The organism is Synechococcus sp. HJ21-Hayes (genome assembly GCF_024345835.1).
GTDB lineage: Bacteria > Cyanobacteriota > Cyanobacteriia > PCC-6307 > Cyanobiaceae > Vulcanococcus.
The window spans coordinates 53,386-70,290 of sequence record NZ_JAGQBW010000012.1; the positions used below are offsets into that span (position 1 = coordinate 53,386).

The window sequence follows — 16,905 nt, forward strand, 5'->3', positions numbered from 1 at the left end:
GTTTTGAGGAACATGGTTGTTGCTCCAAAGCCTGTAGCTCCGTTGTAGTGATCAGAACCACTCGGACACAGCTGCGGAGGCGGGATTGGTGTGATCTTCCGGGGTGGTGCGCTCGAACTGCAGCACGATTGAGCGGCGCTGCTCGCCATCGGCGGCGATGGCCTCAATGGGGTAGAGCTGCTGGCCGTCGCGGAAGGGAACCTGGATGCGGAAGCTGCCATCGGCGCTCAGGGGCACCACTTCACTGCCGATGCGCAGGGTTGCCGTTGGATCGGTGGCGCCGTACACGATCAGTTCGGCATCGGCTACCAGCCAGAAGGAGCGCTGGCGGGCCACGGCTCCGGTCCCCGATTCGTTGCGGCCGCTGGCCCACAGGCCTACCCCTGAGGCATTGAGGCCGCCGTGCTCACCCTCCAGGCTTTCCAGGGTGTGGAACACCTCCGATCCGCGGCCCAGCTGCCGCACCCGCACCGTGGCGGTTTGGTACATGCGCTCGTGCAGGGCGGAGGCAATGGGGCCTGCTGCTGACGCCGTGGCTGCTGGCGGTGCATCGAACGCCTCTGGAGCTGCAAATGGTTCGAAGCTGGGGGCCGGTGCCGGTGCATCGTTGAAGCCAGGAATCATCACCGGCAGAGAGCGCACCAGTTCCACCCAGCCGTGGCTGGTGCGCATGCCCAGCTCGGCGCGATAGAGGCGGTTGCCGAGGGGCAAGGCCACCCCCCACTGCCCAGCGCGCGGGTCCACGGGTAACTCCTGCAGGGCGTGGGGAGCCGGGCTCGCCCCGTTGAGGCTTGTCACGTCGGCGATGCGCAAGCACAGGCCACTGCCGCCAGCCTCACGCAGGCGCGCCTGATCGCCATTGGAGAGGCTCCAGAAGGCAAAGCCCCACTGGGGGCCATGGGCCTCAAAACTGAGGCTGCTGCTGCCGCTCACCGGCGCTGGTTCCGCAGGCTGGGCGTTCGCTTCGGGTTTGGACAGGCCGAAGACCCCGAGGGCTTTCTTGGCCAGTGCCTGAAGAGAGAGCGCCATCACCAGCCAACAGTTGGGGCCTTCCTAAGGTGTTCTTGGCTCGGCGATGTGCCTCAAACCACAGACGTTTGGGATTGCTGACGCGCAGACAGCCCAGCACCGGTTTCTCTGGCTTGTCTAGAACGGACCCTCCTGTTTGCCGACGATGCCCGCTCCCGCCGCAGCGCCCCTCAGCTGGACGGAGCTGGAAGCCCTCGCTCCGGCGGAGCCCGATCGCATCCATGGCTCCACCAACCCCCAGGCCCGCCTGCGCCTATTCGGCCGCCCGGAGAGTGAGGTGCGGGTGACGCTCTACCGCGATCACCACGCCTGGTGTCCCTACTGCCAGAAGGTGTGGCTGTGGCTGGAGGAAAAGCGGATCCCCTACCGCATCCGCAAGGTGACGATGTTCTGTTACGGGGAGAAGGAGGCGTGGTTCAAGCAACGGGTGCCCTCCGGCATGCTTCCCGCCCTCGAGCTTGATGGCCGCCTGATCACGGAGAGCGATGTGATCCTGGGGGAACTGGAAGCAGCCTTCGGTCCCCTCGGCCAGGGCCTGAGCGATCCGGATGTGTTTTCGCTGCGGCAGCTGGAGCGGCGCCTGTTCCGGGCCTGGTGCCAGTGGCTTTGCTACAGCGAAGGCCATGGGCCCCATACCGCCCCGGCGGAACAGCATTTCATTCGCATGGCCCAGCTGGTAGAGCTGGCCCTTGAGGCCACGCCTGGACCGTTCTTCCTCAGCGAGTTCGGCAGCGCCGATGTGATTTTCATCCCCTACCTGGAGCGGATGAACGCCTCGCTCAGCTACTACAAGGGCTACGGACTCCGGGCCGAGCACCCGGCCATCGATCGCTGGTTTGCGGCCTTAGAGCAGCGCTCCACCTACCTCGGTACCCAGAGCGATGTGCACACCCATGCCCACGATCTGCCGCCCCAGATGGGCTGTTGTTTGGCCAGCGGCACGGCGGATCAGAAGGCCGTTGCTGAGGTGATCGATCAGGGGCCCTGGCCATCGCCGAATCCGGCTGTGATCGAAACTCGTCAGCCCGAACCGGCGGCCGTGGCTCTGGAGGCCCTCACCCGGGTGATGAAGCACCGCGCCGTGTTGCTGGCCGTGAATCCCGAGGGTGCTCAGCGCGGCCCTGATGCCGCCGATCGCCTCGATACGGCTCTGCGTTGCAGCCTCACGGCCTTGCTGCACCATGGCGTTCCGCCCTGTGCCCCACCAAAAGGAACAGCGGCCGGCTTGCGCTACCTGCGGGACCGCATTTCCGTGCCAAGGGATATGTCGCTGCATGCGGCCCGGCATCTGCGCCAAGCCCTCGAGGCCACTGCCAGCTTGGACGGCGATCAACAAGGTCCGGCCATCCCAGTGCAGCACCGGCGCGACCAGAATCCCCAGCCCTTCCTTGCCATTGCCGTTCCGCGCTAGCGGCCGGAAAGCCCCTCGCGCTTGTTGGTGAGATACTGAACCAGCTCCTGCTGCAGGGCGAGCAGCTCGCGGGTGCACCCCCGAAAGGCGGCGCGGTGACGAATTTCGTCGTGCCGGGTGTTGAGGTCGCGCAGCATCAGTTCGATGGCGTCGAGTTCAGCCCTGTTCATGTGCGTTTGGTCCCGGTGGCCGGCACCCTATCAACGGCCCGTGGATCAGCCCAGGCGCGGCTTGGGTCCATGGCTAACTTCTGGGAATTCAGCCTCCCTGGGATGACCTTCTCACCGGTTCGTTGCGGTTGCTCTGCCCTGTTGGGACTGCTCCTCGGCGCTGGGGCCGGCGTGACCGTCCACCTGTCAGGGCAGCCATCAGCCCAGGCCGTGGAACTCCAGGGGCAAACCTGGTTCGCCAAGCCCCCCTGGAAGGTGGAGCTCCGCAACTACTACTGGTATGTGATGCAGAGCGGCGGGGAGTATTACTTCACCGTGAACCTGCCGGAGCAGGCCGGTGTGGGTCTGGGTGGGCTGGTCATTCGGCAGATCCGTGGTGTGGACACCAATTTCAGTTTTGACGCAGCCAGAACCCGCGCCTTTGTGGGGCTGCCGCGGCGGGAGGGGGCAGCTGTGCCTGTGGAGGCCACGTTTGATCCCGATGCCCGCCGCTTCGAGATCCGCTTCCCCAAACCGCCCCAGCCTGGACAAACCGTGACCGTGGCGCTGCGGCCTTGGCACAATCCAAGCCAGGCAGATTCCTACGTGTTTGGGGTGCAGGCCTTGCCGGCTGGCGTGAATCCGGTGCCGGCCTCCCTAGGCGTTGCCACCCTGCCGATCTACGAGGGGATTCGCTTCTGAGCTCAGAGCTGCCGCCGTTCCAGGGCGATGGTCAGGCGATTGGCGGCGTCGGCCAAATGCTGTTGGCTGTTGGGCCCGGCGGCCTCAGGCTCGCGGCGGTTGAGCTTCCCGAGGGCTCGAATGATCACGAACACCACAAAGCTGATCACCACGCAGTTGATCAGGGCCACAAGTACGGCCCCGGCAGGCCAGGTGCTGATGGCCGACCCATTGGCGGCCTTGAGGGCTGGCTGCAGCAGGGCCCCCATCACCAGGGACACCACGGCCAGATCAACGACGTTGCCGCGATTGAGAACGTCCTTGAAGTCGCGCAGAAAGGAGTAGGCCTGTTGTCGCTTGCCCATGACATTGTTTTGGGTCAAGCCGGACCGTAGCGAGCTGGTTTTGGGCTGTCCGCGGATTGCAATTCGGCTGGGAAGGGTTTGCTTGCCCCGTTCAGAATGGCCGTTTCTGTAGGTGTTTCGCCTTGCTGGGGCAGGATGGAGCTTGTTGATGAGCTCCATCCCATGCAAGCGCGCTGGAACGGCACGGTGATTGCCAGTAGCGAGGATATCGAAACTGTGGAAGGCAATGCTTACTTCCCCGCGGAGGCCCTCGTGGCTGATTGCTTCCGGCCCTCGAGCCACACCAGCGTGTGCGGATGGAAAGGCACGGCCCACTATTTCGATGTGGTGGTGAATGGTGAGGTGAATGCCAATGCGGCCTGGTATTACCCTGAGCCCAAGGATGCCGCCAAGCAGATCAAGGGGCGTGTGGCGTTTTGGAAGGGCGTGCAGGTGGCCTGAGCTGGCCGCTGTGCGGCACCCAGATCAGCCTGTGGGCAGCAGGGAGGAATGGTGGTGCAGGATCCTCCACTCCCCGTTGCGGAATGCATACACAAAGGAATACCGGGCCTGAACCCGTTCCGCCGGCTGGCCCGGTGGATGGAGCAGAAAGCTGTAGGTGCCGGCATCGAGGGCCTGGTTGCAGCCCAGCCGGATCTCGCGGCTCTCGATCCGGCCTTCGGGGGCCTGGGCCAGGAACCCCTCGAAGTAGTTGTTGATGGCAGCTCCATCGCGCCGGGGTTCAGCGGAGAGGGTGGGCAGCAGCAGCGCATCCTCGCTGTAGAGGCTGCTCACCTGATGGGCATCCCCGCTGTGCAGAGCCTGATTCCATCGCACGAATAACTGCTCCACATCGCTGCTGTTGATCGGAGCGCAACTGGCATTGCCCGCCACGCTGGCGGCCTGGGCTGGGCCCGCCGAGCAGAGCAGCAACCAGCCGATGCTGAGGCCGAGCAGCTGCTGAGCCAGGGCTGGGATCCAGCCGGCTTGGCGCGCTCGTTGAGGCCCTTGCTGTTTGCCCAGCATCGGCTGAAACCGTGGGTTGCTGTCTTCAGAGTTAACCCAACTGAACCCCAGGGCGCGATTGGCGCGCTTAAGTTCCGGCCATGGCCCTGCGTTTGCCCCCATTCCAGCCCCTTCCTCCACCGGCGGCGGATGGCCGTGGCTTGCTTGAGGTGGCGCTGGCGGCGTTGCAGCCCACCCAGATGTGTGTGGGGATGGCCGAGATCCGCAGCCGCCAGCTGGATTTCGCCAAGGACACCCCCGAGGAGCGCCGCCGCTACCTGAGGAAGAAACCCACCCCTCTGGTGCGCAGCGCCAGCGGTGAGTGCTGGATGGTCGATCGGCACCATCGTCTGCGGGGCTTGATGGAGCTCGATCCCGCGGCCACCGCCTTCGGCTATGTGGTGCTGCAGTTGGAGGTGCAGGAACGGCACCTGGTGCTGGAGGAGCTGCACCGCCGCGGTTGGCTCTACCTCTATGACGGCCGTGGACTGGGGCCCCTTTCCCCGGCCGCGCTCCCCGCCCAGCTCACTGGCACCCTCGACGACCCCTACCGCAGCCTGGTGTGGAAGTTGAAACGTGAGGGTGTGGTGGCGCCTGCCCCCCTGATTCCCTTCCATGAATTTCGTTGGGGCGCCTGGCTGCGCAGCCGCACCCTGCCGCCCTTCAGTTCAGATCGGCTGGAGCCTGCCTTGCCTGTTGCGCGCGCCCTAGCCCGCTCAACCGCAGCCTCCCATCTAGCCGGTTGGATCGGCCCGCATCCATAGGGCTCTACGCCTCTGAGAAAGCTGCTTACGTTGCCGGTAGATCCCTGTTGCGGCTTGGTCATGTTCCGGCATCTCCTTGTTCCCACCGATGGCTCGGAACTCTCCAAAGCTGCTGCTGCGCGGGCGGTGACCTTGGCTCAGCAGATGGGCGCTCGGATCACCTTTTTCCACGCCCAGGAGAGTTTCTACGGCCGGCCGCAGCTGGCGATCTACAGCGAAGGACTGGTGATGGATCCGGCGCTCGTGGTGCAATTCAGCAAGGCCAGTGCGGAGTATGCCGCCACGCTGTTGGCAGAGGTGCAGCAGTTGGCCAAGCAGGCCGGTGTGGAGGCTGCCGGAGCGACGGCCGTGAATCCGCTGATCCACGAGGCCATCTTGGAGGCCGCCCAGCGTTACGACTGTGATCTGATTGTGATGGCCTCCCATGGTCGGCGTGGCTTGGCGGGGCTGCTGCTGGGCAGCGAAACCCAGCGCGTGCTCACCCATGCCCAGATCCCGGTGCTGGTCTGTCCCGCCCTCTCTTCTCACTGAGCCGGCGCCGTAGCCAGGTGCTCAGTACCACCACCGCCATCACCCCGAGGTATAGGGGTAGCCATGGCTTTAGACCAGCTCGGGCATGGTCTGGAAGTTCATGGGGTTGTTGGTGTTGGCCATGAAGGTGGCTGTTGCCGCATCGCACTGGTGGCGCAGCATTTCGGTCTGCTCGTCGAGCAGTTCATCCACCAGACAATGGAGAACGTCGTTAAGGAATCTGGCTCCAGGCGGCGGCTCCAGTGAGGCCAGCCAGCGAATCAGGCCGGGGAAGGCCTGGGGTTTTGGCTGTTCTTCGATGCTCAGTAGCGGGTTGGGTATCAGCAGCAGATTCACCTGTTCGCCGTGTAGGTGTCCGTCCATGGCTCTGTTCTGGAGCCGATGCAGCAGCAACAGCACCATCTGGCCGTCACTTTCCACCAGGGTCGGAAATCCCGGTGTGCTCGCCGTTCGGGTGCGACGCGGTGAGTGGATCAGGGACAGGTTCCCCTCGATCAGGGCGGCCAGGGGGATCACTAGCACCGGGCTGACACCCCGCCGTGCTGTTTCTACGGTTTCTGTGTTGCGTTCCCTGCTTATGACGTTCGGAGACATCCTGCGCATCGTCTTGGCGTTCATCTTGCCGCCCGCGGCGGTGGCTACCCAGGTGGGTTTCACCGGGGCGTTCTGGCTGAATGGAGTGATCTGGTTGTTCACTTTCGGAGCGCTTGGCCTTCCTCTACTGGCGATTGCCTGGCCGATTTGCGTGATTCATGCCCTGTGGATCATCATCACCCGCAAGTAGGCACTAGCACCTCTTTCCTGCTGAGATGTGAGGCACGCGCAAGGTTGTTTGCATGGTTGCTTGATGGTGTTTTGTCACTGCAAGACCCCATGCATTCTGCCTGGTGATTCTCATCAATAAGCCGCTGAGCGTGTGCTGGCTGCCTGATCCAGAGCTGCTTTTCGGAGCACACCCATCTGAATGCTTTCCCTCGTTGTTGTCTCCCTGACTGATCGGTGGCCAGGGCCCCGAGGTATCAGTTCCGGTTCGATAGAAATTAGATCGACTGCAGAATGGGCAGATTATTGGCTACTGGCAGGCAGAAGCGCTCCCAGGCTTTGCCGTGAAGTCGTCGGGCATGGGCCGGCATCAGTGCTGCATCAGGTCAGCCGCCCGCTCGATCAATCGTTCGGCGGTGGCGTTGTACACGCTTGTGGCCTCTTCGGCGTTACGGCCCACGCAGGTCATCCCCAACTTGCCGAATTCCGAGAGGCAACCCAACAGGTGAAACACGCTGCCTCGCAGGCGGGCTGGGTCGTAGTGGAGATCGGCCTCGGCCACGATGTCCACCAGGTCTGCCGGCAGCAGGCCCCGCAGCCGCCCATCGGTGAGGTTGTCGGTGGCCATGTAATGCAGGGGCTGACCGGTGGGTGCCAGGAACAGCCCCGTGGCTGGATCCAGCTGACCGGTGGTGATGGCCCGTAGGGCCATGTAGGGATGGGTGGTGCCCCCCTGGCGCAGGTTCACCTCAATGGCTTGCACGTCCCATTGGCCGTTGATCAGGCGCGCGATGAAGTCCACCGCGTAGCGCTCCAGCGCCCCCTCGCTGGCCAGGGCCTCACCCACCGCCTGGCCGTGCCGCATCAGTTCGAGGCGATAGGCCGCATCAGCTGGGAAGGAGCAGCCCAGGTAGGTCTGGCCGCTGGGCCCGCCAAGGATCTGCTCGTGGGTGGACAGCACCTCTACGGCACCACCGGGGTGGATGGTGCCCTGCACACTTGGGGAGCTGAGTTGCTCGCCACCTTCCAGCCAGGCCTCCACCAGGGCCCCTTGCTGGGCGAGCAGCTCACGCCATTGGCGCGCGGGCATCGGCAGGGTTTCGAGCGATTGGCGAATGCGCTGGCGCCGTTCGTTGCTGCTCAGCTCCTGCAGCTGGAGCGGTTCCAGTTCAAACGGCGCATTGCCCTCGCCGCTGAACCCCTCGTTCAGTTTCACCACGCAGCGCCGCAGGCTGGGATGGGCCTCCCATAAATCTGCTGTTGCCTCGGCCAGGTCGTCGAGCTGGTAGGCCAGGGTGCTGCCGGGGGGATGGGGCACACCGCAGCGGGCGAACAACTCCCGGCTGCCAGCCTTGCTGCCCCAGTGCCCCAGGGCCGGATCGGTACCGAGCAGGGGGATCTGCAGCCGTTCGGATAACTGCTTCTCGAGCTCGCTCACCACAAAACAACTGATGAAGCTGCGGCCCGGGCGCAGTTGATCGTGGATCCGCTTGAGCAGCGCCGGCCGCTCCAGCAGCTTGGCGGTGAGCGGCCGGCTGGAGGCATCGTCGGTGTCGAACAGCTGCAGCCGCCGGCGTGCGTGGGAGGTGGGCACCCCAGGCAGTAGCTCCAGTACCGCATCCACCACCAGCTCCGGCAGCAGCTTGCTGGTCACATAAATGGCCCGCACGTCGGGGTCCCGCAGTCGCACCAGGGAGAACAGCTGGCGCTCCTCGTAGTGGTGGGCTCCTGTTACCAGGTCCATCTGGGCCTGGTCCATCGATAGCGACGGCACCACCAGTACGTCGAAGGCTGCGTTGCCTCCGCTCTGCTCACAACCCCAGCCCGGGTGCAGCTGGGCCTGGAGCTCGCGGAAGGAAAGGGGCATGGGGGCGTTCCGGTGCCCCCAGTTTGGTTCACCTGAACCCACGCGCACCAGCCTGTCTTCAGGGCATCGGGGTGAGACGGCTGCGGCTGGCCTGCACGGCCCAGAGGGCCATGGCTCCGTAGAGGAGGCAATAGAGCGGTGTGCCCCAGGACCAGTGCTGTTCCACCAACAGCCAGCTGGCCATCAGCGGTGCGGTGCCGGCAAACAGGGCCATGGCCAGGCTGTAGGCAATCGAGAACACCGCACAGCGCTGATGCATGGGCACCAGCGCTACCCCGAGTACCCCCTGGGCCCCCATGGTGGCCATCAGCGGCAGCAGCATCAGCCCCTGCGCCACAGCCAGGTTGGCCAGGCTGCCCCCCTGGCCGATCAGCAGCGCCAGGGGCATCACCAGTAGAAGCAGCCCATTGCCCCAGCGGTTCACCCGGATCAAGCCGAAGCGATCCGCCAGTTGCCCGCCCATAACCACCAGAGGTAGCCCCAGGGTCTGCACCACGGTGGACACGCTGTTGGCCCCTGCAGGGCTGCCCGCCTGCTGGCCGGCGTGATCCACCAGGAACACGAAGCACACGTAGAACAGCACATTGGCGAAGCTCACCACGCCCATCACTTGCAGCACCAGCCGCCATTGCTGAGCCACCTGCTGCAGGCGCCAGCCCATGGCACCGCCGAGATCGCCAAGGCTGTGGATCGGTGGCGCGCCCTCATCCACGGGCAGCGTTTCGGGCATCGACCGGCGCATCCAGAGGCCCAGGCCCGCCACCGCCGCCCCCAGTAAAAACGGCAAACGCCAACCCCAGCTCGCCATGGCGGTGTCGCCGATTGCCCAGCCGATCAGTGCCGCGGTGAGGGACCCCAGGCTGAACCCCAGCAGCCCGCCGGCGGTGGCCAGGCTGGATACCAGCCCTGCATGGCCTGTGGCGGCGGCTTCGGTGGCGTACGTGATGCTGCCGGTGAATTCACCTCCCACCGAAAATCCCTGCACCATGCGCAGCAACACCAGTAGCAATCCGGCTGTCGCGCCGATCTGTTGATGGGTGGGCAGCAGGCCGATCAGGAGGCTCGACAGCCCCATGATCACGATGCTCAAGCTCAGCATCAGGCGGCGACCCAGCAGATCGCCCAACGGGCCCAGCACCAGGCTGCCCAGGGGGCGCATCAGGTAGCCCACGGCGAACACCCCGAAGCTGGCCATGGTCTGCAGAGCCGGCAGCTCGGCGGGGAAAAAGGCCCGGCCCAGGGCGCTGGCCACAAAGCCATACACCGCAAAGTCGTACCACTCGAGGGCATTGCCCAGCAGGGCTGCCACGGCCGCCAGGCGCCGCTGACGGGCCGTGAGCTCCAGCCCGACGTTCAGCTCCATGACGGCACGGTGCTGCGGTTGCCATCGCGTACGGCGTTGTACATCGAGGAAAGGATCTCCACCTTGGCCCTGGCGAAGGCGTCCTCAATGGAACCCAAGAGGGCTGAGAGGGTCTCGCGGTAGCGGTTCACATCTTCCACGCAGGCCGTGAGTTCGTAACTGATGTGATAGTCGTTCAGAGCTGTCTGCAGCACAAACGGTTCTGGCTCGGAGGGGATGTGGACGGTGGTTGTGGCGGCCAAAGCCATGGATTGGTTGATTTCACGACGGGCGAAGCTGAAGTTGACCACCGAGCTGCCGATCAAGGGGGCATTCAGACTGAGGTATTCGGCACCCTCACCAGCTCATGGCGCGGCGTGCAGATGTGGGCTACCAGCAGGGCCCGCTGTTGCACAACACTCGCTACACCATTGATATCCACCCGGTCGCACTCCTGGAAGGCCCGCGTGTAGATCAGTATCAGGCCGGCAATTCCATGGTTGGCTGTAGCGGCGGGCCAGTTGCTGCCGGCTCACCCCCAAGGCTGCGCTGGCACGATCGTCCGCCCCCACCATCGTGCAAGGCGGCACGTTGTCCTCCGTGACGCTTGGGGTTGCACGCTGCTGTCTCGGGCCAGTTCCAGCAGCTGCCTCACCCTGAGCAGCGGGGCCGTGGTTGCCGTCACCAGCGGCGTGGCTTCCAAAGCTGAAGGAATCATGAAGGTGCTCATCGTTCTTTTTTATAGTTGGAGCGATCAGAGCCCAGCCGCTGCGGTGTTTTGCGGCGGGTTTGGTGGTTGCGAGCCGGCGGGGCACCACAGGTAGGGTCGTTGAACTCTTGTACGTGAGCTGACCATGACGGCTGGCACCGCCGCTCTCACCCTGGGTCAGCTTGAGGCCAGCTATCCGCTCTATTGCAAGGCGTTGCGGCGTTTGGTCCAGGAAGGCTCCACCTTGGAGCAGGTGCAGCGCACCGTTTGCTGGGACCGGCTTCAGATGCTGCACAAGTGCCTGCCTACCCAATACCGCAACCCGGTGACCCACTACACAATGCTTCGCCGCGATTGTGGCCTGATGGATCAAGTCGCCTGAGACCTTCAGAACGTCAGGCCGATTTCCAGGCCGGTAGCCACGATTCCTGGCACATCCCCCCGGGGCCCTGGATGCACGATCCATTGCAGGCTGGGTTTCAGGGTGAGCCGAGCATTCAGCTTCAGTTGGTAGCCCAATTCCACAAGCCCCTCGTAGCTGCTGGTTTGTCCTGCACTTGGGTTTTGTTGGAGTGAACTCCTGCCAAATCCGAGGATCAGTAATTCCTCGGGGCGGCCAGGTAGGACCCCTTGGCTGATCACACCCGCTCCCCAGAACACGGGGCTGAGGTCTGTCGGATCGTCAATGCTCAGATTGGCTCCCACCCAGAGGCGATGGTCGCGCCCAAGCGGCAGGGGTGACGACCAGGTGGCCGTACCGTAGATCCCATAACCATCTCCGCTCGTGATGTACGACCCGGCCTGCAGGAGTCCCTGCGGCAGGCGGACGGCTGAGGACGGTTGTTGTTGCGTGGCAGCTATAAGCCACTTCGGGGTGTAGGTGACTTGCAGCAGCTGGGCCCAGCCTTCCCCCACGGATGGCATCTCCTGTTTGCTGCCCAGCCAGCTTGCCACTGGAAGGCTGCTGGAGAGGTTGAACAGTCCGTAGCGCAGCGAAAGATCTTCCTGGGCCTCGATGGCCACCACTCCTCCTGCTGCCGCGTAGGGATTGATGGGAAGATCGTTGATGGTGATGTTGAGCGTGTTGTTGAGGGCCGAGTGCACGTAGTAGTCCAACACCGGTGCTGCAATGAAATCGGGATTCAGGGACAGCACGCCGGCCTTCAACCCCAGCCAACCAGTGCCAGCCTTGCGCTGCAGGCTCACCTCACTCATCCAGAAGCCATCGCCTTGAGCCACCTGCTGCAGGGGGAAGATTGCCCCGATCTCCTGGCCATAGAGGGGATTGCCGGCGTAGTGGTTCAGCTCCAAGTTGAGCTGCCAGTGGTCGGATTCGCTCCATTGGGAGCTGTTCTTGTTAACACCGCTGCCAGCCTTGAGACTGGCAGTTGATTGCTGCATCCAGCTGCCCATGGAGCTGAGGCCACCGGCGGGATTGGCCATCGGCTCGGCCACCACCTGCAACTCCAGGTCAATCCAGGGGGGCAGGGGCAGCCGATCTTGGGCCAGGGCCGGTGGGGCCGGCGTTAGGCCCAGACAGCAGGCAGCGCCGAGCCATCTCTGTAGGGATCGGCGCAGGAACGGGCGCATGGATTGGCCGGGTTCGGCACAGTCTGCAGATCTGGCTTGAGCGTTACCCCAACGACGTGACCTGGATGAACTAGGCCACAGCGTCGCCACTCACCACCACACTCACCACCGTGCCGCCTTGGCGCAGGATGCGCTGCAGGGCCTCGTTCATGCGGCTGTAGGGAATGCGGGTGGTGTAGGCGCCATGGCGCACGAAGGCGTTGTTGGCGATGCCCGTGGCGGTGATCGTTACCACCCGGCTGCCTTCGCCAGCGGCTCCGGCGCTCGGGGCCGCCACCAGCAGCTCCTGGTTGCGGAAGCCGTAGGCCGGGGTGCCATCAATGCTGCGGTTGCTGGCGAGCTCATCGCTGGGCAGGGCGCTGCCCTCGGCCATGGAGGAGCGGAAGGGGCCGTCGGTGCTGATGGGAGCGCCGGCCCTCACGGGGATGGCCCGATCCTGGTGAAGGGCGCGCCCCAGCTTGAATTGGGTGCCGCTGCTGTCGCCCTTCACGGAGGCCGCCGCACCGCGGGCCAGCTGCATCAGCCAGGAGAACTGGCGCCCCTCCTGGCCCTTGGAATAGGTCCAGCCGTGCATGTGGGGCACCATGTCGTTGCTGAAGCTGGCGTTGTACTCATCGCTGTCGATGTAGGAATCAATTTCAGCGTCGTAGCCCTGCTCTTGCAGGATCGTGAAGTGGCGCAGCATTTCCGCCTTGTTCTGTGGGGCACGGCCCAGCAGGTGTTTGTGGTTCAGCTCGATGAATCGGTAGGGATTGCAGTTCTCGAAGAAGCGGGAGCGGTATTGGGCACTCTTGGCCACTGTGCGCACGAACTCACGCACGTTCAGGTAGCCGTTGCGGAACAGGGATTCGGCCCCTTCCAGCCGCTCGCTCTCCATCAGGTATTGCCCGCCCAGCACCTGCTGGTACACGGCGCGAATGATGGTGCGCTTATCGCTGTCCGAGGCGTGGTTCCAGTTTTCTTTATTCAGGCCGCTGGCAAACCGCTCGATGCCCAGGGCGGGCGCTTTCACGAGAGACATGGTGCACGGACAGTCAGGGAGGGGGAGGCGCACCGTGCAGAGACGGGGCCGTTCGGACCGTAGGGACGGTTTTTCAAGGTGTCCGCAAGTTTTGCAAGGTCTTCATCCGCTGTGGTTTCGGCTTTGAGCTATGTAGGGAAGATCCCTTCCCGGATGCTTGCGGTGGCGCCTCGCTCTGGCTCAGCACGAACACCCCACGCGATGCTTCACCAGCACAGGCCTGGCTCGCCGGCGGCCTTTCGCTGGAGTGTGATTCTCAACAGCCTCCTGTCTGGCCTGCAGCTGGTGATCGGGTTGGCCTTTGGCTCCTTGGCCCTCGTGGGGGATGCCATTCACAACTTGGGCGATGTGGCTGGCCTGTTGTTTGGCTGGGGGGCTGAGCGGCTCAGTACCCGCCCCACCAACGACACCTTCACCTATGGCTATGGCCGCAGCACTGAGCTGGCCTCATTGATCAATGGCCTGCTGATTGTCGGAGCCGGAACTGTCGTGGTGTGGGAGGGGATGCAGCGGTTGTCCCATCCCGTGGAGGTGATGGGTGGCCCCGTGGCCTGGGCGGCGGCGGCCGGTGTGGTGGTGAATCTTCTTTCCGCCAGGGCCTTCGGCACCGATCATCACCACGATCTCAATCGCCGCGCTGCGGTGTTGCACCTGCTCACCGATGCCGCCGTGTCGGCGGCGGTGTTGGTGAGTGCCCTGTTGGTGATGGCCACCGGTTGGAACTGGCTCGATGCCGCCACGGCCATCCTGGTGGGGGTTGTGGTGATCACCACCGGCTGGGAGCTGTTGCGTGAATCGCTGCGCATCAGCCTCGATGGTGTGCCCCGCGGCATTGACCTCGAGGCGGTGAAGGCGGTTCTGGCTGCTCTGCCCGGGGTGGTGGATGTGCATCACCTCCATGTCTGGGCGATCAGCACCTCCCAGACCGCCCTCACCGTGCACGTGCGTCGTCGTAGCGCCGGTATGGACGACATGGAACTGCTGCATCTGGCCAAGGAGCGCCTGGCGCACTTGGGGATTGCCCACAGCACCATTCAGCTGGAGCCTGCCGGCCCCGAGCCGTCAGGCAGCGCTCACTCCTGATCGCTCTTGAGGCGCCAGGGCAGCAGCTCACCGGCATGGAACGGCACCAGCTCCGTGGCTGTGTCGGTGCCGTTGGCGAGGCTGAGGCGCAGGGGGATGCCAGGGGCATCGCTATCCGGGGATTGCTGCTCCAGGGTGATCTGGCCCTCGTTGAGGGGCAGGCCATAGAAGCGGGGTCCATGGGTGCTGGCGAAATCCTCCAGCCGGTGGAGCGCGTTCTCCTGGTGGAACACCGTGGCGTAGCTCTCGATGGCGTATGCAGCGTTGTAAATCCCGGCGCAGCCGCAGGCAGCTTCCTTGGCGTGGCGCAGATGGGGAGCCGAATCGGTGCCGAGGAAAAACTTGGCATTGCCGCTGGTGGCCGCTGCCCGTAGGGCCAGCCTGTGCCGTTCTCGCTTCGCCACCGGCAGACAATAGAAATCAGGCCGCAGCCCCCCTTGAAACAGGGCATTGCGGTTGATGTGCAGGTGGTGGGGAGTGATGGTGGCCGCCAGGTTGGCCGGTGCATTGATCACAAACTCCACGGCATCGGCTGTGGTGATGTGTTCAAACACCACCTTCAGCCCCTGGTGTCGCTGTAGTAAGGGCTGCAAGTGCCGCTCGATGAACACCGCTTCCCTATCAAAGATGTCCACGTCTGCGCTGGTCACTTCACCATGAATTAACAGCGGCATGCCGATGCGTTCCATCGTCTCCAATACGGCGACGATGCTGTTGAGATCCCGAACCCCTGCGTCGGAGTTGGTGGTAGCCCCCGCGGGATAGAGCTTGGCGGCGGTGAACACCCCCGCCCTGAAACCCTGCTCCAGGTCGGCTGGATCGATGGTCTCGGTGAGGTAAGCCGTCATCAGCGGGGTGAAGCCCTCTGCCGCAGTGGCACCGGCGCTGGTCCGTAGGGCCGCAAGGATCCGGCTCCGGTAGGCCTCGGCGGCGGCCGCGGTCGTCACCGGCGGTTGCAGATTGGGCATCACGATTGCCCGAGCAAATTGCCGGGCGGTGTGGTGCACCACGGCCTGTAGGAGCGCACCATCCCTCAGGTGCACATGCCAGTCGTCTGGGCGGCGGATTGTGAGGCTCTGGGGAGTGGTGTCCATGGCGATCAGTGGGTCAGCTTCTTGCCGCCGGTCACGAGGAAGGCGCTCAGTGCCAGCAGAAGCACGCTGGCACTGAAGATCAGCAGGTTGGTGGCGCTGTCAATGGGCAACACAAGCATGGCTTTGAAAGCCGACACGATCAGAGCTACAACAATCACCTTCACCAGCTTTTCCTTGAGGGCATCCAGGCTGCGGATGTCGAGCAAGCCATTGGCGCCCGTATCTCCAGGCTTACGTGCCGCTTCGATATCCGAGATCAGCAGTTCGTAAACGCCATAGCCGAAGATCAGCAGGGCAATGCCGATCAGATAGAGATCCACGCCTCCCACCAGCACCCCGAGAAGCTTCGCGATGCTCTTGCTGTCGTCCGGAGCGGAATCTGCCAGCAACAGCAAGGCGTGCACAATCTCTCGGGTGCCGCAGATGAAGGAGGCTGCCGTGCTCACCAGACTCATCACCACCGGCACGATCGAGATCAGCCGGAACTTCCACAGCCAGCGCTCGAAGCGGCGTTCCAGGGCGGATGAACTGCGACCCATGCCGTGTCGAATGCCTGGCTTGACCCTAGGCCGCGGCGCTGTTCGGGCTGATGCTTCCAGGGGCTGAGAGCGATGGCCAGCCAATCCGACGGGGCCATCGCCATCACACGGAAGCCACCCCCATGGGGATTCGGGTGGAGGGGTGCACCGCCGCAACCTTGCGCGCGGCCCTGCTGACTTGATTGCCAGAATCCGGCGATGCTTCCTTTTCACTGGCTCACCCAGACCATTGCACTCGGTTTGGGGATTGCCTTCAGCCCCATCAACATCGCCCTGGTGGCCTTGCTGTTGCTGGGGCGCCAGCCCTTGCTGCGCTGCGCCACTTATCTCAGCGGCTGGATGCTCGCCAATGGCGGTGCCCTCTGCGCGGTGGTGCTGGTGGGGGGGCGCTTCAGTTGGGCCATGCACCTGGGCACCCGCGGCCAGGTGCTGATGGATCTGATCGGCGCCGGTGCCTTGATCGGCCTGGGGCTGTTCCAGCTCACCCCGGCGGTGACCCTGGGCGAGGAGGGCTGGGCCATGCAACTAATGGGCCAGTTGCCCGAGCTGGACTGGTTGCCCCTGATGGGCCTAGGGGCAGGCTGTGCCCTGGTGAGCCCCGAGAACCTGGTGTTCTATGTCAAGGAGGGCGGCATGTTGCTCTCCAATCACACCGGGCTGCGGGGGGATCTCGAGGTGGGCCTGGTGTTTGTGGCTGTCACCACGTCGTTGCTGTTGTTGCCTCCGCTGTTGTGGCTCTTCAGTGGCGGCCGTCTGCGCGAACCGCTCACGCGCCTCAACGATTGGTTGGTGCACCGTGCCGAATGGCTCGTGGGTGTGTTTGCCCTGGTGCTGGGGCTCTACCTCGGCTGGCAGGGCATTGAAGGCCTCTCTCAGCTCACGGCGGTGGTCAGCTGAGGGGGCTGATCCCGAGGGCCACCGCTGGCTCTGCATCCGATGACGCTCCAGCCCAGGGGATCTGCTGGCAAACTGCGCCGAACGTCC

General features: G+C 64.2%; 22 protein-coding genes. 9 read left to right on the forward strand and 13 right to left on the reverse strand.

Annotated elements, in window-relative coordinates:
• Positions 1-51: 51 nt before the first annotated feature.
• On the reverse strand, positions 52-1,029 hold the full coding sequence (locus tag KBZ14_RS10550; RefSeq protein ID WP_255118291.1) for a DUF4912 domain-containing protein: 978 nt from the start codon (positions 1,027-1,029) through the stop codon (positions 52-54).
• Positions 1,030-1,174: 145 nt separating this feature from the next.
• Here KBZ14_RS10550 and KBZ14_RS10555 point away from each other — a divergent pair, with 145 nt between their 5' ends.
• On the forward strand, positions 1,175-2,440 hold the full coding sequence (locus KBZ14_RS10555) for a glutathione S-transferase family protein (RefSeq protein ID WP_255118292.1): 1,266 nt from the start codon (positions 1,175-1,177) through the stop codon (positions 2,438-2,440).
• Here KBZ14_RS10555 and KBZ14_RS10560 read toward each other — a convergent pair.
• Positions 2,437-2,610, reverse strand: coding sequence for a hypothetical protein (locus KBZ14_RS10560; protein ID WP_255118293.1), 174 nt, complete (start codon positions 2,608-2,610; stop codon positions 2,437-2,439). The two genes, KBZ14_RS10555 and KBZ14_RS10560, sit on opposite strands and share 4 nt — an antisense overlap.
• A gap of 69 nt (positions 2,611-2,679) precedes the next feature.
• Between KBZ14_RS10560 and KBZ14_RS10565 the strand changes: the two genes are divergently transcribed.
• Positions 2,680-3,291, forward strand: a complete 612-nt coding sequence (locus tag KBZ14_RS10565; RefSeq protein WP_255118294.1) for a DUF2808 domain-containing protein — start codon at positions 2,680-2,682, stop codon at positions 3,289-3,291.
• 2 nt (positions 3,292-3,293) lie between these two features.
• Here the strand turns inward: KBZ14_RS10565 and KBZ14_RS10570 are convergent, their stop codons facing one another.
• Positions 3,294-3,635 carry an MscL family protein gene (locus KBZ14_RS10570; protein WP_255118295.1) on the reverse strand — a complete coding sequence of 114 codons (342 nt, stop codon included), beginning with the start codon at positions 3,633-3,635 and terminating at the stop codon, positions 3,294-3,296.
• A 162-nt stretch (positions 3,636-3,797) separates the two neighbouring features.
• On the opposite strand from KBZ14_RS10570, the gene KBZ14_RS10575 reads away from it, so the two are divergent.
• Entirely contained in the window at positions 3,798-4,076 is a 279-nt protein-coding gene (locus KBZ14_RS10575; protein WP_255118296.1) for a DUF427 domain-containing protein, read from the forward strand.
• Between the two features lie 24 nt (positions 4,077-4,100).
• On the opposite strand, the gene KBZ14_RS10580 is transcribed toward KBZ14_RS10575, so the two are convergent.
• Positions 4,101-4,640, reverse strand: coding sequence for an SgcJ/EcaC family oxidoreductase (locus KBZ14_RS10580; RefSeq protein ID WP_255118297.1), 540 nt, complete (start codon positions 4,638-4,640; stop codon positions 4,101-4,103).
• Positions 4,641-4,720: 80 nt separating this feature from the next.
• Between KBZ14_RS10580 and KBZ14_RS10585 the strand changes: the two genes are divergently transcribed.
• Both KBZ14_RS10585 and KBZ14_RS10590 read left to right on the forward strand, forming a co-directional pair.
• Complete coding sequence (locus KBZ14_RS10585; RefSeq protein ID WP_255118298.1) at positions 4,721-5,383, forward strand: ParB-like protein; 663 nt, start codon at positions 4,721-4,723, stop codon at positions 5,381-5,383.
• Between the two features lie 60 nt (positions 5,384-5,443).
• Positions 5,444-5,914, forward strand: a complete 471-nt coding sequence (locus KBZ14_RS10590; protein WP_255118299.1) for a universal stress protein — start codon at positions 5,444-5,446, stop codon at positions 5,912-5,914.
• A gap of 69 nt (positions 5,915-5,983) precedes the next feature.
• On the opposite strand, the gene KBZ14_RS10595 is transcribed toward KBZ14_RS10590, so the two are convergent.
• Positions 5,984-6,436, reverse strand: a complete 453-nt coding sequence (locus KBZ14_RS10595) for a hypothetical protein (RefSeq protein WP_255118300.1) — start codon at positions 6,434-6,436, stop codon at positions 5,984-5,986.
• 37 nt (positions 6,437-6,473) lie between these two features.
• Between KBZ14_RS10595 and KBZ14_RS10600 the strand changes: the two genes are divergently transcribed.
• Entirely contained in the window at positions 6,474-6,698 is a 225-nt protein-coding gene (locus KBZ14_RS10600) for a YqaE/Pmp3 family membrane protein (protein ID WP_255118301.1), read from the forward strand.
• A gap of 348 nt (positions 6,699-7,046) precedes the next feature.
• Here KBZ14_RS10600 and KBZ14_RS10605 read toward each other — a convergent pair whose 3' ends face one another.
• Genes KBZ14_RS10605 through KBZ14_RS10620 form a run of 4 tightly spaced genes read right to left on the reverse strand, consistent with a single transcriptional unit; the run spans position 7,047 to position 10,327 of the window.
• The gene (locus KBZ14_RS10605) at positions 7,047-8,543 is read right to left on the reverse strand and encodes a peptide ligase PGM1-related protein (RefSeq protein WP_255118302.1); all 1,497 of its coding nucleotides are present in this window, start codon (positions 8,541-8,543) and stop codon (positions 7,047-7,049) included.
• 58 nt (positions 8,544-8,601) lie between these two features.
• Positions 8,602-9,906, reverse strand: coding sequence for an MFS transporter (locus KBZ14_RS10610; RefSeq protein WP_255118303.1), 1,305 nt, complete (start codon positions 9,904-9,906; stop codon positions 8,602-8,604).
• The gene (locus KBZ14_RS10615; RefSeq protein WP_255118304.1) at positions 9,897-10,211 is read right to left on the reverse strand and encodes a hypothetical protein; all 315 of its coding nucleotides are present in this window, start codon (positions 10,209-10,211) and stop codon (positions 9,897-9,899) included. Before KBZ14_RS10615 ends, KBZ14_RS10610 begins: the two co-directional genes overlap by 10 nt.
• Before the next feature lie 8 nt (positions 10,212-10,219).
• Positions 10,220-10,327 (reverse strand): hypothetical protein, encoded by a 108-nt coding sequence (locus KBZ14_RS10620; RefSeq protein WP_255118305.1) that lies wholly within the window; start codon positions 10,325-10,327, stop codon positions 10,220-10,222.
• A gap of 412 nt (positions 10,328-10,739) precedes the next feature.
• Between KBZ14_RS10620 and KBZ14_RS10625 the strand changes: the two genes are divergently transcribed.
• Positions 10,740-10,976, forward strand: coding sequence for a DUF3136 domain-containing protein (locus tag KBZ14_RS10625; protein WP_255118306.1), 237 nt, complete (start codon positions 10,740-10,742; stop codon positions 10,974-10,976).
• A gap of 5 nt (positions 10,977-10,981) precedes the next feature.
• On the opposite strand, the gene KBZ14_RS10630 is transcribed toward KBZ14_RS10625, so the two are convergent.
• Both KBZ14_RS10630 and KBZ14_RS10635 read right to left on the reverse strand, forming a co-directional pair.
• The gene (locus tag KBZ14_RS10630; protein ID WP_255118307.1) at positions 10,982-12,184 is read right to left on the reverse strand and encodes a carbohydrate porin; all 1,203 of its coding nucleotides are present in this window, start codon (positions 12,182-12,184) and stop codon (positions 10,982-10,984) included.
• A gap of 70 nt (positions 12,185-12,254) precedes the next feature.
• Positions 12,255-13,205 carry a phycobilisome rod-core linker polypeptide gene (locus tag KBZ14_RS10635; protein ID WP_255118308.1) on the reverse strand — a complete coding sequence of 317 codons (951 nt, stop codon included), beginning with the start codon at positions 13,203-13,205 and terminating at the stop codon, positions 12,255-12,257.
• A 201-nt stretch (positions 13,206-13,406) separates the two neighbouring features.
• Between KBZ14_RS10635 and KBZ14_RS10640 the strand changes: the two genes are divergently transcribed.
• On the forward strand, positions 13,407-14,288 hold the full coding sequence (locus tag KBZ14_RS10640; RefSeq protein ID WP_255118309.1) for a cation diffusion facilitator family transporter: 882 nt from the start codon (positions 13,407-13,409) through the stop codon (positions 14,286-14,288).
• Here the strand turns inward: KBZ14_RS10640 and pyrC are convergent.
• Both pyrC and KBZ14_RS10650 read right to left on the reverse strand, forming a co-directional pair.
• The gene (gene pyrC, locus KBZ14_RS10645; protein WP_255118310.1) at positions 14,279-15,382 is read right to left on the reverse strand and encodes a dihydroorotase; all 1,104 of its coding nucleotides are present in this window, start codon (positions 15,380-15,382) and stop codon (positions 14,279-14,281) included. The genes KBZ14_RS10640 and pyrC overlap by 10 nt on opposite strands.
• A gap of 5 nt (positions 15,383-15,387) precedes the next feature.
• Complete coding sequence (locus tag KBZ14_RS10650; protein WP_255118311.1) at positions 15,388-15,921, reverse strand: YqhA family protein; 534 nt, start codon at positions 15,919-15,921, stop codon at positions 15,388-15,390.
• A gap of 198 nt (positions 15,922-16,119) precedes the next feature.
• On the opposite strand from KBZ14_RS10650, the gene KBZ14_RS10655 reads away from it, so the two are divergent.
• On the forward strand, positions 16,120-16,818 hold the full coding sequence (locus KBZ14_RS10655) for a GAP family protein (protein WP_255118312.1): 699 nt from the start codon (positions 16,120-16,122) through the stop codon (positions 16,816-16,818).
• The last annotated feature ends 87 nt before the right edge of the window (positions 16,819-16,905 follow it).